The organism is Streptomyces sp. NPDC030814 (genome assembly GCF_055572155.1).
The window spans coordinates 65,061-79,044 of record NZ_JBVIDX010000021.1; the positions used below are offsets into that span (position 1 = coordinate 65,061).

Below are 13,984 nucleotides of genomic sequence, written 5' to 3' on the forward strand. Positions count from 1 at the left end.
TCAGGAACCCTCACGGGCTGCCTCAAGGGTCTCACGGACCGCCGACGCTGCCCCACGGGTTAAGCGATCAGGCCCCGGAGCACCGCCGTCGGGCGGCCCCGGGGCCTGATCGTGATCGCTGCCGATCCACGGGGACGGTCAGCCGGTGGTCCCGGTGGTGCCCGTCGTACCCGTCGTGCCCGTCGAGTCGGTCGTCTCGTAGTTCTGGCCGAGTACGACGGTGACATCGGCGTTGGACGTGGTCTCGCCCTTCTTGACGGCGCTCACGGGGAGGCCGAGGGTCTTGGCGACCTCGACGGCGTCCTGCTTGCGGGCGGCGTCGGAGTAGACCACCCGGGAGGCGGCCTGGGCGGTACCGACGGTGCCGGCGTCGAGGATGGTGTAGCCGCCGTTGAGCAGGACCACGCGGGCCTGTTCGGTGACGTCCTTGTCACCGGTGGCGTTGCGGATGCCGACCCGGACGGCGTCCCCTGCCCCGGGACTCCTGGCGGCGCCGCCGAGCAGGTCCTTGACCACCCTGTCGGAGTCCTCCGCACTGAGGGTGCCGTCCTGCTGGACGGGGAGCAGCCTGGTTGTGTAGTCGCCGCCCTTGGCCCGGTCGGCGAGCTTGGCGAGGAAGGCGCCGAGGTCCTTCTCGCCGAGCGAGGGGTCGAGGATCTGGCCGAGGGTCTGCACGGTGACCGTGGCGGCCTGGGCATCGGAGGACAGCTTGCGCAGCACGCCCTGCATGACCTGCCCGAACCGCTTCAGCTGGGCGTCCTGTGACTCACCGGAAGCCCGGTAGGTGGCGTACGCGACGGCCATCTTGCCGCTGAGCGTCTGGTTCTCGCCCTTGGTGACGAGGGGCGCCTCGCCCTTCTTCTTCGCCTCCGGGTCCGGTACCGAGGCGTCGGTGTCGATGTCGATGTTGCCGACGAGCTCGACGAGGTTGTTCAGGAAGGGGGTGTCCAGGCGCCAGGTGCCCTCGATGTCGGTGCCGAGGACGGTGTCGAGTCCCTCACGGGTGCCGGCGGACCCGTCGTCCTCGACGGACTTGGCGAGCGTGGTCGTGGTGCCGTCGTCGCCGGTCATGGCGAGGGAGTTGGGCAGCAGGACGGTCGCGCCCCGCTTGGTCGTGGTGTTGTCGACGAGCAGCGCCGTGGAGGTGCCGCCCTTCTTGGTGTCGTGCAGATGGACGGCGATCACATCCCGCTTCTGGGCGCCCGCGGCGGTCGTCGTGCCGGTCTTCCCCTCGGAGGAGGAGCCGGGCAGCATGCCCGCGAACCACAGATAGCCGACGCCGCCGACCGCGACCAGCGCCAGCACGACCACCAGAGCGATCATGCGGCTCTTGGCCCGCCGCTTGGCCTCCTCGCGGCGCTCGGTGCGGTTCTCGGTGAAGTTCAGCCAGTCGATGACGTCCTCGGAGTCGTCGTCGGGCTGGTCGACGAAGGCGAACTGCGCGGTGCGGTACTCCGGATCGCCGGCCGCACCGGCCTCGGGACCGCTGTCCCCGGCGGTCTCCTGCGGGCCCGTCTGCTGCGGGATGTAGGCGGTCTGCTCGGTGACCTGGGCCTGATGGCCGGTGACCGCGGTCTGGCCGTACGGGTCGTACGCGTCGTACCCGGGTGCCGGTGCCTGCCGGCCCGTGTCGTAGGCGGCGCCGTAGCCCTGGGTGGGCTGCTGGACGTGGCCGGTCGCGTACGGATCGTAGCCGTATCCCTGGCCGTAGCTCTGACCGTAGCCCTGCTGCTGTCCGTAGAGGTCGTACGTCTGTTGCTGAGGCACCTGCCGGGTGGGCGCCTGTCGGTACACCGGCTGTCCGAACTCGTCGTAGCCGACGAGTTCGTAACTCTGGTCGCCCCCGTAGCCGTCGTCGTATCGGTCGTTCACCGGTGCCCCTCTCGGCTCACTCGCCGCGGTACAGCTGCCGCTTGTCGATGTAGCGCACCACTCCGTCCGGCACCAGATACCAGACGGGGTCGCCCTTCGCGACCCTCGCACGGCAGTCGGTGGACGAGATGGCCAGCGCCGGAACCTCAACGAGCGTGACCCCGCCCGCGGGCAGGCCGGGGTCGGCCAAAGTGTGGCCGGGACGGGTGACCCCGATGAAGTGCGCGAGGGAGAACAGCTCCTCGGCGTCACGCCAGGTGAGGATCTGGCCCAGCGCGTCGGCGCCGGTGATGAAGAAGAGGTCCGTGTCCGGGTTGAGTTCGTGCAGCTCGCGCAGGGTGTCGATGGTGTACGTGGGACCCTTGCGGTCGATGTCGATGCGGCTCACGGAGAAGTGGGGGTTCTCCGCGGTCGCGATGACCGTCATCAGATACCGGTCCTCGGCGGCCGACACCGTGCGGTGGGACTTCTGCCAGGGCTGGCCGGTCGGCACGAAGACGACCTCGTCGAGACCGAACTGGGCCGCGACCTCCTGGGCCGCCACGAGGTGCCCGTGGTGGATCGGGTCGAACGTTCCGCCCATGACACCGAGGCGCCTGCGCCCCGTCCTCGGGGGGATGTTCCCCGGTGCCGTGCCGGTGCTGCCGGCCCGACCGCCGGTGGTCTCGTGCGCCTGGTCGTTCGCCTCGTCGTGCTCCGGACCGGTAGGCGGTTCCTGCTCTCCCATGCGTCGAGACCCTACCGGCCCGGCGGACACACTCTGTTCGAATGACCTTTTGCGCGGATTAGCGGTCCCGGTTGAAACGAGTGGTGATCCACAGCAGCAGGAGCAGGACGAAGAGGGCTCCGCCGCCGGTCAGGTAGGGGCTGAGGCTCTCGTGGTTGCCGCCGTGCTCCCCGCCGCCCTCGGCGGCGAAAGTGACCAAGTCGGCAGCGGTGCTGTGGAAGCTCATCGTCGGCAGGACCTATCCGTGTGGGATCGGGATAAAGACTCGGCCCATCGTAAGCGGGGGCCGCGCCGGCGATCACGCCGACTCCGCCCAGAGGTGAACGGACGGGGCCCCGCCTCCGTACCGTCAGTCGTCCCGCTTGTATCCGCGCAGGAGGAACCAGGCCGACAGGACAGACCCCAGAACCATCACGATCAGCACCACACGCAGCAGGTTTCCCGCGCCCTGCTCCTTCGCGGCGGCGCCCGCGGCCTCGCTGAACCAGGAGGTCGCGGTGACCTGGCGGAGATGCTCCATGAGATCGCTCCTTACGGTTGATGCCCCGCCACGGTAACTCCGCCTAGGCTGGACTCCGCTTCGGGGGCAATATGGGCAATCAAACGCATGGGGGAAACATGCCGGACGACAGCCACGAGCAGAACGGGCACGAGAACGTGCCGAGCAGGCAGCGCAGGCGCTTCGAGGGGATCTCCTCGCGGGCGTACGAACACCCCGCGGACCGCTCGGCGCTGGTGGCGCTGCGCAAGCTCAGCGGCTTCGACACGGTGTTCAAGGCACTCAGCGGTCTGCTGCCGGACCGCAGCCTCAGGCTGCTGTTCCTGTCCGACTCCGTACGGGTCTCGGACCAGCAGTTCGCTCACCTCAACGACATGCTGCGCGACGCCTGTTACATCCTGGACCTGGAGAAGGTCCCGCCGATGTACGTCAACCAGGACCCGCAGCCGAACGCGATGTGCATCGGCCTGGACGAGCCGATCATCGTCGTGACGACCGGGCTCGTCGAGCTGCTCGACGAGGAGGAGATGCGGGCCGTCATCGGCCACGAGGTGGGCCACGCGCTCTCCGGCCACTCGGTGTACCGCACGATCCTGCTGTTCCTCACCAGCCTCGCGCTGAAGGTCGCCTGGATCCCGCTGGGCAACCTCGCGATCATGGCGATCGTGACCGCGCTGCGCGAGTGGTTCCGCAAGTCGGAGCTGTCCGCCGACCGTGCCGGTCTCCTGGTGGGTCAGGATCTGCGGGCCTCGATGCGCGGTCTGATGAAGATCGCGGGCGGCAACCACCTGCACGAGATGAACGTGGACGCGTTCCTCGCGCAGGCCGAGGAGTACGAGGCCGGCGGCGATCTTCGTGACTCCGTGCTGAAGATCCTCAATGTGCTGCCCCGCTCGCACCCCTTCACCACGGTGCGCGCGGCCGAGCTGAAGAAGTGGGCGGAGTCCCGCGACTTCCAGCGGATCATGGACGGCCACTACCCGCGGCGCAGCGAGGACAAGGACACCTCGGTGACCGACTCCTTCCGTGAGTCGGCGGAGCACTACACGAACCACGTGAAGAGTTCCAAGGACCCGCTGATGAAGCTGGTCACCGACATCGCGGGCGGCGCGGGCGACCTCGGCGGCCGGGTACGGCGCGGCTTCAGCGGCTTCGCCAACGGAGGCGGCTCGGCGCCCGGCGGCACCGCGTCCGGTGGCGGCACGGGCACGGACACCGCGCAGGACAGGCGTCCGGACGACGAGTGACGCGGCGGGCACCACTGGTGCGAGCGCCCGGTCCGGAGGTTCCGCCTCCGGACCGGGCGCTTCTTCGTGGGTCTCACACCTTCGGCTGGGCGCTCTGGGCCAGGGAGCCGCACAGGGCGGTGGCGCCGCCGGTGGCGTACGGGTCGGTGCCGGCCGGGCCGCCGGCCCTGTCCTTCTGGCCGGCGAGCAGCGGCCGCAGATGGTTCGTTGCGTCGTCGGCGCAGGCCAGTGGTCCGGCCTGGACGTAGGAGACGAGCACCTCGGCCTGGCGGGTGCGCAGGTCGTCCTGGTCGAAGCGGAAGTGCAGCTCGCGTCGCACGGTGAAGAGGGACGCCTCGGCACCTCCCCGGGTGCCCGCCGGACGCAGCGCGTACACGAAGGTGTGGGCGGCGACGACCTCCAGCGTGCCTGGGTCGAACTCCGCCGCCTGGAGGGTGCCCTGGACGCGGATCCTGGTGTCGGCGAGCTGGGCACGGGAGGGATCGAAGCGGACCAGCCAGCCGGTGGGTGCGTGGCGTCCGTCGGCGGCGGGGTGGTCGAAACTCTGATCGAACTGGTCGAGCTGGTCGGAGTCGAGCAGCCGTCGCACCGGCTCGACGGTGGTGCCGCCGAGCACCTGCGGGTCGAGCGCGGAGGCGACCAGGTACTCCTTGGCGACGGTCAGTGAGGTGACGACCTGACTGTCGGAGAAGTGCTCGGTGCGGCGGGTGGCCGGCATCGTGATGCCGTCGGCGCCGACGCGGAAGTGGGCGGCGGGGCTGTTCTCGTAGAGCGTCTCGGGGTCGTCGGCGCCGGGGACCGCGGCCTGGGGGGCCAGCGGGATCACCGTCATCCTCAGCGGCTCGGTGGGACTCGTGGCCCGGGGTTGGTACGGATGGCGGACGCCCATGTAGATCGCGGTGCCGAAGGCGACGGCGATCAGCAGGACGAGGATCAGCGCCTGTCGGGAGAAGCCGCGGCGCATGGGCGGGCGGCGGCGGACGGCCGGGGCGTGGTCGGTGAGGCGTTCCTGGGCGGAGAACTCCTGGAGGCGGGCAGCACGAACGAACGATTCGTCGAACACGACGGATCGGTATTCGTCCTCGCCGCCACCGCCGGGGGTGCCCTCGGGTGTCCCCTCGGGTGGGTCTCCGGGCCCGCCCATACCTTCAGGGTAGGTCTGCGGGAGCTCCGGTAAACGCCGTGGTGCACGACAACTTCTGACAGGTTCTCACCAGGTTTTCGAACGTCTCGTCGAACCGCGGGTCAGGGCTGGCGCGGTACCGCCGGCACGGCCGGCTGGGAGTAGTCGGCGGAGGCCGAGGGGCCGGCCGAGGTGCCCTGTTCGACTCCGGTGGTGGCGGGGGGAGGAATCTCGTCGCCGCGGCTGGAGGAGGCGCCCCGGTAGACGGCGGTGAAGGCCAGCGCCACCATGCCGATGCCCATGACCAGGGCGAGGACCCAGGCGACGGGGCGGTGCCAGCGGGTCTGCTTGCCGTAGGGCGCGGCGGAGCCGTAGCGGCCCTCCAGGATCTCGGGGTCGTCGAGATCGTCGAGATCGGGGTCGTGACCGAAGTCGGGGCCGTCGGCGAAGCCGTCGTCGTAGTCCTCGCCGCGGGGGCCTCTGGAGTGGGCCCGGCGGGCCTCGGCCTCCTGGGCCGCGGCGCGGGCCTCCGCGGCGGCGAGCAGCCGCTCGACCGCGGTCGGCTCGTGGACCACGGCCGCCCGTACGAAGTCCTCGTCGAAGACCACGGAGGCGAACTCTTCGTCCATACCTCCGCGGTCGCGGTCGTCGTCGGGCTCCCAGCCGTCAGGGAACGGCGTGCCCCCCACGTCCTCCGGCACGGATCCAGAGTAGACCGGGGTGGTCAATTTGGGCAGACGGTAAGGAAATTCATCCGTTCTGCTCAGCGGTTCGCCGGTGGTTTCACAGAAACCACCGGCGCCCCACGAGACCCGTACGCCCTGCTGGGCGCCGTACGCGCCGGTTGTCAGCGGCGTACGTGTCCGTCGCCGGTGACGATGTACTTCGTGCTGGTCAGCTCGGGCAGACCCATGGGGCCGCGGGCGTGCAGCTTCTGGGTGGAGATGCCGATCTCGGCGCCGAAGCCGAACTGACCGCCGTCGGTGAAACGGGTGGAGGCGTTGACGGCGACGGTCGTGGAGTCGACCAACTGGGTGAAGCGGCGGGCGGCCTGCTGGGAGGTCGTCACGATCGCCTCGGTGTGCCCGGAGCTCCACAGCCGGATGTGCTCCACGGCCCGGTCGAGCGAGTCGACGACCGCGGCGGCGATGTCGTACGAGAGGTACTCGGTCTCCCAGTCCTCCGTGGTGGCCTCGACGACCGTGGCGCGGGTCTCCTTGGCGTAGGCGAGGACGCGCTCGTCGCCGTGGACGGTGACCCCGGCGTCGGCGAGGGCGTCGAGCGCGCGGGGCAGGAACTCGGGGGCGATGTCCTGGTGGACCAGGAGGGTCTCGGCGGCGTTGCAGACGCTGACCCGCTGGGCCTTGGAGTTGATCAGGATCTCGACCGCCGTGTCGAGGTCGGCGACCGCGTCGACGTAGACGTGGCAGTTGCCGGTGCCGGTCTCGATCACCGGGACGGTGGACTCCTCGACGACGGCGCGGATCAGGGAGGCGCCGCCGCGCGGGATGAGCACGTCGACCAGGCCGCGGGCGCGCATCAGCTCGCGCACGGAGTCACGGCTCTCGCCGGGGACGAGCTGGATGGCGTCGGCCGGCAGCCCGGCGCCGCCGACGGCGTCGCGCAGGACGCGGACGAGGGCGGTGTTGGACTCGTAGGCGGAGGACGAGCCGCGCAGCAGGACCGCGTTGCCGGACTTCAGGCAGAGGGCGGCGGCGTCCACGGTGACGTTCGGGCGGGCCTCGTAGATGATGCCGACGACACCGAGCGGGACGCGGACCTGGCGCAGGTCGATGCCGTTGGGCAGGGTGGAGCCGCGGACGACCTCGCCGACCGGGTCGGGCAGCGCGGCCACGTCGCGCACATCGGCGGCGATCGCGCGGATCCGCTCGGGGGTGAGCGTGAGCCGGTCGATGATCGCCTCACTCGTGCCGGCCTCGCGGGCGCGCCCGATGTCCTTGGCGTTGGCCTCGACGATCTCACTCGTACGGACTTCCAGCGCGTCGGCGATGGCGAGCAGCGCGTCGTCCTTGTCGGCGCGCGGGAGCGGCGCGAGGTCGGCGGCGGCGCCCTTGGCTCGGTAGGCGGCCCGGGTGACCGGTGACATGGAGTCGTAAGGCGAGAGCGTGGTCATAAGGGAAGGGTAGTGCGCCGCGGGAGGGGGCCCCAGTCGCCGTCCCACAAGCCGAGACGGACCCCGGACGCGCCCCCGCGCGGCGACCCGTGCCTCTGCTCCGAGCGCCGGACGGCACACCCGGGCCCTGTCGCCCCAGGTCGTGTCCGCGCAGTGCCGCGGGGCGGGCGGGACTGCGGACACGGCGCAGGACGGGCCCGGAACGGGCCCGTAGGGGCCTAGAAGGGGTGGACGCCGACGCGGGCCGCCGGTGGCGGGCCGCAGCCCTCGGCGATGCGCTGGTGGTAGGTCTGGCGGTCGATGACCTCCAGGCCGACGATCTCCCAGGGCGGCAGTCCCGCCGTACGGCGGTGCTCGCCCCACAGCCGCAGGGCGACGGCGGCCGCGTCGTGGAGGTCGCGGGCCTCCTCCCAGTAGCGGATCTCGGCGTGGTCGTTCGCATAGCGGCTGGTCAGCAGGAAGGGGTGGTCGTGGGCCAGCTGTTCCAGGCCGCGCCGCACCTCCTTCAGCGGGGCCTCGGGCCCGGAGACGCTCAGCGTGACGTGCCACAGCCGGGGCAGGTCCTGCGGCTCCTCGGCTCCGCCCTCGTACGTGTCCGAGGAGGTGACACTGGTGAGCGTCCGCTCCTCTCCGGCCGCACGGGAGGTACCACCACCACGGGACGCCGCGGCCCCGGGGCGCACTCGTCTCACGACGGCCTCCTTCGCAACGATGCGGGCTTCGCATTGGGTGGTGCGGAATGCCCCTGGGACAAAGTTGAGCAGGCTCAGGGGCTCCGTGGGGCGGTTTTACGGAACGGACACCGGCGTGGGTCGTGCTGCGGCACCCTTCGCGGGGTCGCTGGTCAGGGGTGCAGGAGCACGAGGTCGTCCCTGTGTACGACCTCTCGTTCGTACGCGGGACCCAGCTCGCGCGCCAGTTCCCGGGTCGAGCGGCCGATCAGCTGGGGGATCTCCTTGGCGTCGAAGTTGACCAGCCCGCGGGCGACGGCCCGGCCCGCCCCGTCGCGCAGCTCGACCGGGTCCCCGGCGCTGAAGTCGCCGTCGACGGCCGCGATACCGGCCGGCAGCAGTGACTTGCGGCGCTCGACCACCGCGCGCACGGCCCCGTCGTCCAGGGTGAGCGCGCCCTGTGGGGTGGACGCGTGCTGGAGCCACAGCAGCCGGTCGGCCGAGCGCTTGCCGGTGGGGTGGAAGTAGGTGCCGGTGTCACGGCCGGCGAGGGCGTCCGCGGCGTGGATGGCGCTGGTCAGGACCACGGGGATGCCCGCGCCGGTGGCGATTGCGGCCGCCTCGACCTTGGTGACCATGCCGCCGGTGCCGACGCCGGCCTTGCCCGCGCTGCCGATCTCCACGTGCGCGAGGTCCTCCGGGCCCCGTACCTCCGCTATCCGCGACGTGCCCGGACGGCTGGGGTCTCCGTCGTACACACCGTCCACGTCCGACAGCAGGACCAGCAGGTCCGCTCGGACGAGGTGGGCGACGAGGGCGGCGAGACGGTCGTTGTCGCCGAAGCGGATCTCGTCCGTGGCCACCGTGTCGTTCTCGTTGACGACCGGCAGTGCGCCCATCGCGAGGAGCTTGTCGAGGGTGCGGGAGGCGTTGCGGTGGTGGGAGCGGCGGCTCATGTCGTCGGAGGTCAGGAGCACCTGGCCGACCCGGACGCCGTAACGGGCGCAGGAGGCCGTGTAACGGGCCACCAGGAGCCCCTGGCCGACGCTGGCGGCGGCCTGCTGCCGGGCGAGGTCCTTGGGACGGCGGCGCAGGCCCAGCGGCGAGAGCCCGGCGGCGATGGCGCCGGACGAGACGAGGACGATCTCCCGCTCGCCCCCGCTGCGCGCCTTGGCGAGGACGTCCACGAGGGCGTCCACCCGGTCCGCGTCGAGGCCCCCGGAGGCCGTCGTCAGCGACGAGGAGCCCACCTTGACGACGATCCGGTGCGCTTCCGCCACTCCCTGCCTTGCCGCTGACACCTGTATCCCCAATGTTCCGAACCAGCCCGGTGTGTGCAGTGCGCAATCTACGTGAGCGGCCGGGCCGGACGCGTCTTCATTTCGAGGAGCGGACGGCTCGGGTCCGCTCCGGCCCGCGGCTGAGCCCACGAGAGGAAGAGGGTGGCGAACACCCCGGGATTTCCGGGCGTTATGCCCGATTGCCGGTGATTGATCTCACGGAAGATTGCTCCCCGACCGCCCTAGGTCATACGGTCAGGATCGGCCTTCCTCCTCTCGCGCGGCGTTCCTGGGTCGGAAGGCGCCCGGGGGCGCGCGCACCGTGGCGGGCCGGCCCCACTACTCTCATTCCCCCCTCCGTCCGTCGCACCCTCCGCAGGAGCCCAGCCCGTGCCCTCCGCAGGCCTCGTACCCCGCCGCATCGTGCAGCTGTCAGCGCTGTTCGCGATGTTCGCGCTCTTCACGGTCCAGATCGTCTCCGCGCTGCTGCCGAACATCCCCCTGTTCGTCGCCGCCGGCGCGGCGGGCCTCGTCCTGGACACGTATCTGCAGTACCGGGACCCCGGACTCCTCGCACTGCTGGGCAAGGTCCGCTTCGACGCGCTGGTGCGCCAGCTGCTGCGCGACATGCTGATCCTGGTGGGGCTGTTGCGCATCGACGGCATCGACCCGCTGCGCGAGCAGGCCCCGCTGCTGGTCGGCCTGTGCCTCTTCTACGCGGTGCACTTCGCCTGCCAGGGTGTCTCCGTGCTGGTCCGCCGCAGCCGGACGCTGCCGATCGTCACGCGCAACATCGACGCCTCCGAGCTGCGCCTGACCGCCGCCCCGCCGCGCATCCTGGCCCGCCGCCAGGCCCACCGTCTGCTGACCTTCTCGCTGCCGATCACCGCCGGTCTGCTGGTCACGGCGGCCACGAAGGACGCCACCTGGGGCGGCGTCGGCCTCGGCTTCGGCCTCACCCTCCTCGTCGGGGGGACGGCGTACCTGGCGACCTGGCTGCTGCCCAAGAAGCGGGCGAAGAGCGAGCAGCAGGTCATGGAGTGGCTGGACCAGTGGCTGGAGCGCTACCAGCCGACCGTCGCCATGTACTTCTCCGGCGGCACGACCTCGGCGTACCAGGCGAACATGTGGCTCTCCACGCTGTCCCAGCTGGACAAGCCGCTGATCGTGCTGCGCGAGCGCTTCATGGTCCAGAAGATCGACGCCACGGACGTCCCGATCATCTGCTTCCCGAAGGTCGCGACGATGTTCTCCCTGGAGAACTCGACCCTGAAGATGATGCTGCACCCGGCCAACGCCGCGAAGACCTCCCAGGTGCTGCGCATCCCCACCATCAAGCACGCCTTCATCAACCACGGCGAGAGCGACAAGCTGTCCTCGTGCAACCCGTACGCGAAGGCGTACGACGAGGTGTGGGTCGCCGGTCCCGCCGCGCGCGAGCGGTACGCGCTCGCCGAGGTCGGTGTCGAGGACAAGGACATCGTCGAGGTGGGCCGGCCGCAGCTGGCCCCGATCCGCCCGTACGCGGGCCCGCCGACCGGCACGTACACGACCGTCCTGTACGCCCCCACGTGGGAGGGCTGGGACGGCAATCCCGGCAACACCTCGGTGGTCCTGGCCGGCGAGAACATCGTCCGCGCGCTGCTCGCCGACGAGAAGGTACGGCTGCTGTACAAGCCGCACCCGATGACCGGCTCGGTCGACCCGCGCGCGGGCGCGGCGAACGAGCGCATCAAGGCGATGATCCGCGAGGCCAACACGAAGCGCTCGGGGGCGCGGCCGGGGGCCGACGCCGCCGCGGAGCTGGTGCGCCGCACGGCCGAGCTGGACAGGCTGACGTCGACGTCGTTCCGCTCCAGCGCGGACGAGATGGAGCGGATGCTGCTCCAGGGCACGCCGAGCGGTGACCGTGAGGCGGCCATCGCCGAGGCCACGCTGGCCTGGGAGAAGGCGTACTGGGCGTCGTTCCCCGAGTGGGAGCACCTCATCATCACCGAGGCCAGGCCGGCGATCTTCGCCTGCTTCAACGCGTCCGACCTGCTGATCAGCGATGTCTCGTCGGTGGTCTCGGACTGGCTGTCCAGCGAGAAGCCGTACGCCGTGGGCAACACCTCCGGACTGCCGGAGGCGGCGTTCCGTGCGGCGTTCCCGACCGTGTCGGCGGGTGTGGTGATCACGCCGGACGCCCGTCAGGTGCCGGGGCTGCTGGACGCGGTGCGCCACCCGGAGAAGGACAGGTTCACGCAGGCCCGCGCCGATCTGAAGGAGCAGCTGCTCGGGCCGTCGGACCCGCCGTCCATCGTCCGGTTCGGTGCCGCCGTCACGGCGCTCTGCGCCAAGGCCGACGACCGCCGGGTCCGTATGGAGTCCCGCCTCGCGGCCGAGATCCCCTCCCCCCGCCAGTCCCAGGACGAAGTGGCGGCCGAGGGCGAGCCCAGCGACGCGGAGGCGCTCCGCTAGGTGCAGCCGAAAAAGGCCCCGGTGGTGGATCTTGAGTTCTAGCGATCGTCGGCCGGGGCCTTTGCCTTGCCTGTCCCACGCCACGGGTTCGGGGGCACCAGGGGGGTGAGGCGACTGCGGGTCCGTGGGGCCTGGTCGCGCAGTTCCCCGCGCCCCTCAGGAGCCGGACCACCAGCCGCGAAAAGTCACCGTCGCCCGCCCCGGCCGGCGTCCGGGTCGCGCTCGTGGCCGCCCCCGCCGCCCCCGCTGCCGCCGCTCCAGCCGCGGGCAGTCGTGCCGCTGGGGCGGCACGGGTGGGCGCGGCGGTGCCTGGGAGCGCCGAGGGGGGCGGCCTGGCCCCGGTCGGCAGCAGCTACCGGGGGCCTTGAGGAGACAGCCACAGGGCCCCCGGAACGCTTCAGCCCGCGGCGGTGCCTGGGAGCGCCGAGTGGGGCGGCCTGGCCCCGGTCGGCAGCAGCTGCCGGGGGCCTTGAGGAGACAGCGACAGGGCCCCCGGAACGCTTCGGCCCCTTTAGAACGGCTCGAAGTCGTCGTAGGCCTGTTCGATCTCGTCGCGTTCGGCCTGGCGGTCGCGGCGGCGCTGGACGGCGGGACGGGGCGCTTCGAAGCGGTGGTCCTCGCCTCGGCGGCCGAGCATCTCCGCGCCGGCCGTGACCGTCGGCTCCCAGTCGAAGACGACCGCGTTGTCCTCGGGGCCGATGGCGACGCCGTCGCCGGAGCGGGCGCCCGCCTTCATCAGCTCCTCCTCGACGCCGAGCCGGTTCAGACGGTCGGCGAGATAACCCACCGCCTCGTCGTTGTTGAAGTCGGTCTGGCGTACCCAGCGCTCCGGCTTCTCGCCCCGCACACGGAAGAGCCCGTCGTCCTCGCGGGTGACGGTGAAGCCCGCGTCGTCGACCGCCTTCGGGCGGATGACGATCCGGGTCGCCTCCTCCTTCGGCTTGGCGGCCCGCGCCTTGCCGACGAGGTCCGCGAGCGCGAAGGACAGCTCCTTCAGACCGGTGTGGGCGACCGCGGACACCTCGAAGACCCGGTAGCCGCGGGCCTCCAGGTCCGGCCGCACCATCTCGGCGAGGTCCTTGCCGTCGGGCACGTCGATCTTGTTGAGGACGACGATCCGCGGCCGGTTGTCGAGCCCGCCGTACTGCTTCAGCTCCTCCTCGATGACGTCGAGGTCGGAGACGGGGTCGCGCTCGGACTCCAGCGTCGCCGTGTCCAGGACGTGGACGAGGACACTGCAGCGCTCCACATGGCGGAGGAACTCCAGGCCGAGGCCCTTGCCCTGGCTGGCGCCGGGGATCAGGCCCGGCACGTCGGCGATCGTGTAGACCGTCGAGCCGGCCGTCACGACCCCGAGGTTGGGGACGAGGGTCGTGAAGGGATAGTCCGCGATCTTCGGCTTCGCCGCGCTCAGCACCGAGATCAGCGAGGACTTGCCCGCGCTCGGGTAACCGACCAGCGCCACGTCGGCGACGGTCTTCAGCTCCAGGACGATGTCCCGCAGGTCTCCCGGCTCGCCGAGCAGCGCGAAGCCGGGCGCCTTACGGCGGGCGGAGGCGAGGGCCGCGTTGCCGAGGCCGCCCCGGCCGCCCTGCGCGGCGACGAAGGAGGTGCCGTGGCCGACGAGGTCGGCGAGGACGTTCCCCTGCTTGTCGAGCACCACCGTGCCGTCCGGTACGGACAGGACGAGGTCCTGGCCGTCCTTGCCGGAGCGGTTGCCGCCCTCGCCCGGCTTGCCGTTGGTGGCCTTGCGGTGCGGGGAGTGGTGGTATTCGAGCAGCGTCGTGACGGACTGGTCCACGGTGAGGATCACGTCGCCGCCCCGGCCGCCGTTCCCCCCGTCGGGGCCGCCCAGCGGCTTGAACTTCTCACGGTGGACGGAGGCACAGCCGTGGCCTCCGTTACCCGCGGCGACATGCAGCTCGACGCGGTCCACGAAGGTGGTCATGGTGGGTGCCTCCAGTTACGCGC

The 13,984-nt window shown here is 71.2% G+C and carries 12 protein-coding genes; 2 read left to right on the forward strand and 10 right to left on the reverse strand.

Annotated elements, in window-relative coordinates:
* Positions 1-138: 138 nt before the first annotated feature.
* From ACZ43N_RS32475 to ACZ43N_RS32490, 4 genes are all read right to left on the reverse strand, one after another.
* A complete protein-coding gene (locus tag ACZ43N_RS32475) occupies positions 139-1,872 on the reverse strand; it encodes an LCP family protein (protein WP_468102626.1) in 1,734 nt (577 codons plus the stop codon).
* Positions 1,873-1,888: 16 nt separating this feature from the next.
* On the reverse strand, positions 1,889-2,599 hold the full coding sequence (nadD, locus tag ACZ43N_RS32480; RefSeq protein WP_468102627.1) for a nicotinate-nucleotide adenylyltransferase: 711 nt from the start codon (positions 2,597-2,599) through the stop codon (positions 1,889-1,891).
* 58 nt (positions 2,600-2,657) lie between these two features.
* Complete coding sequence (locus ACZ43N_RS32485) at positions 2,658-2,825, reverse strand: hypothetical protein (protein ID WP_468102628.1); 168 nt, start codon at positions 2,823-2,825, stop codon at positions 2,658-2,660.
* Between the two features lie 123 nt (positions 2,826-2,948).
* Complete coding sequence (locus ACZ43N_RS32490; RefSeq protein WP_468102629.1) at positions 2,949-3,119, reverse strand: hypothetical protein; 171 nt, start codon at positions 3,117-3,119, stop codon at positions 2,949-2,951.
* A 98-nt stretch (positions 3,120-3,217) separates the two neighbouring features.
* Here ACZ43N_RS32490 and ACZ43N_RS32495 point away from each other — a divergent pair, with 98 nt between their 5' ends.
* Positions 3,218-4,345, forward strand: a complete 1,128-nt coding sequence (locus ACZ43N_RS32495; RefSeq protein ID WP_468102630.1) for a M48 family metallopeptidase — start codon at positions 3,218-3,220, stop codon at positions 4,343-4,345.
* A 73-nt stretch (positions 4,346-4,418) separates the two neighbouring features.
* On the opposite strand, the gene ACZ43N_RS32500 is transcribed toward ACZ43N_RS32495, so the two are convergent.
* The 5 genes from ACZ43N_RS32500 to proB all read right to left on the reverse strand — a co-directional run bounded on the left by ACZ43N_RS32500 (position 4,419) and on the right by proB (position 9,553).
* Positions 4,419-5,489 (reverse strand): SCO2583 family membrane protein, encoded by a 1,071-nt coding sequence (locus ACZ43N_RS32500; protein WP_468102631.1) that lies wholly within the window; start codon positions 5,487-5,489, stop codon positions 4,419-4,421.
* A gap of 101 nt (positions 5,490-5,590) precedes the next feature.
* Positions 5,591-6,169: an SCO2584 family spore wall biosynthesis protein gene (locus ACZ43N_RS32505; protein ID WP_468102632.1), complete on the reverse strand. Its 579-nt coding sequence runs from the start codon at positions 6,167-6,169 to the stop codon at positions 5,591-5,593.
* A gap of 146 nt (positions 6,170-6,315) precedes the next feature.
* Positions 6,316-7,602: a glutamate-5-semialdehyde dehydrogenase gene (locus ACZ43N_RS32510; RefSeq protein WP_468102633.1), complete on the reverse strand. Its 1,287-nt coding sequence runs from the start codon at positions 7,600-7,602 to the stop codon at positions 6,316-6,318.
* 218 nt (positions 7,603-7,820) lie between these two features.
* Positions 7,821-8,285 carry a hypothetical protein gene (locus ACZ43N_RS32515; protein ID WP_468102681.1) on the reverse strand — a complete coding sequence of 155 codons (465 nt, stop codon included), beginning with the start codon at positions 8,283-8,285 and terminating at the stop codon, positions 7,821-7,823.
* Between the two features lie 161 nt (positions 8,286-8,446).
* Complete coding sequence (gene proB / locus ACZ43N_RS32520; protein WP_468102634.1) at positions 8,447-9,553, reverse strand: glutamate 5-kinase; 1,107 nt, start codon at positions 9,551-9,553, stop codon at positions 8,447-8,449.
* Between the two features lie 390 nt (positions 9,554-9,943).
* On the opposite strand from proB, the gene ACZ43N_RS32525 reads away from it, so the two are divergent.
* Complete coding sequence (locus ACZ43N_RS32525) at positions 9,944-12,013, forward strand: hypothetical protein (RefSeq protein WP_468102635.1); 2,070 nt, start codon at positions 9,944-9,946, stop codon at positions 12,011-12,013.
* A gap of 511 nt (positions 12,014-12,524) precedes the next feature.
* Here ACZ43N_RS32525 and obgE read toward each other — a convergent pair.
* Positions 12,525-13,961, reverse strand: coding sequence for a GTPase ObgE (gene obgE, locus ACZ43N_RS32530; RefSeq protein ID WP_468102636.1), 1,437 nt, complete (start codon positions 13,959-13,961; stop codon positions 12,525-12,527).
* Positions 13,962-13,984: the final 23 nt, after the last annotated feature.

Excerpts from the sequence above, each read along its gene's own strand:
- ACZ43N_RS32485 (WP_468102628.1), bottom strand. The coding sequence starts at position 2,825 with ATGAGCTTCCACAGCACCGCTGCCGACTTGGTCACTTTCGCCGCCGAG.
- ACZ43N_RS32490 (WP_468102629.1), bottom strand. The coding sequence starts at position 3,119 with ATGGAGCATCTCCGCCAGGTCACCGCGACCTCCTGGTTCAGCGAGGCC.
- obgE (WP_468102636.1), bottom strand. The coding sequence starts at position 13,961 with ATGACCACCTTCGTGGACCGCGTCGAGCTGCATGTCGCCGCGGGTAAC.
- ACZ43N_RS32510 (WP_468102633.1), bottom strand. The coding sequence starts at position 7,602 with ATGACCACGCTCTCGCCTTACGACTCCATGTCACCGGTCACCCGGGCC.
- ACZ43N_RS32500 (WP_468102631.1), bottom strand. The coding sequence starts at position 5,489 with ATGGGCGGGCCCGGAGACCCACCCGAGGGGACACCCGAGGGCACCCCC.
- nadD (WP_468102627.1), bottom strand. The coding sequence starts at position 2,599 with ATGGGAGAGCAGGAACCGCCTACCGGTCCGGAGCACGACGAGGCGAAC.
- ACZ43N_RS32495 (WP_468102630.1), top strand. The coding sequence starts at position 3,218 with ATGCCGGACGACAGCCACGAGCAGAACGGGCACGAGAACGTGCCGAGC.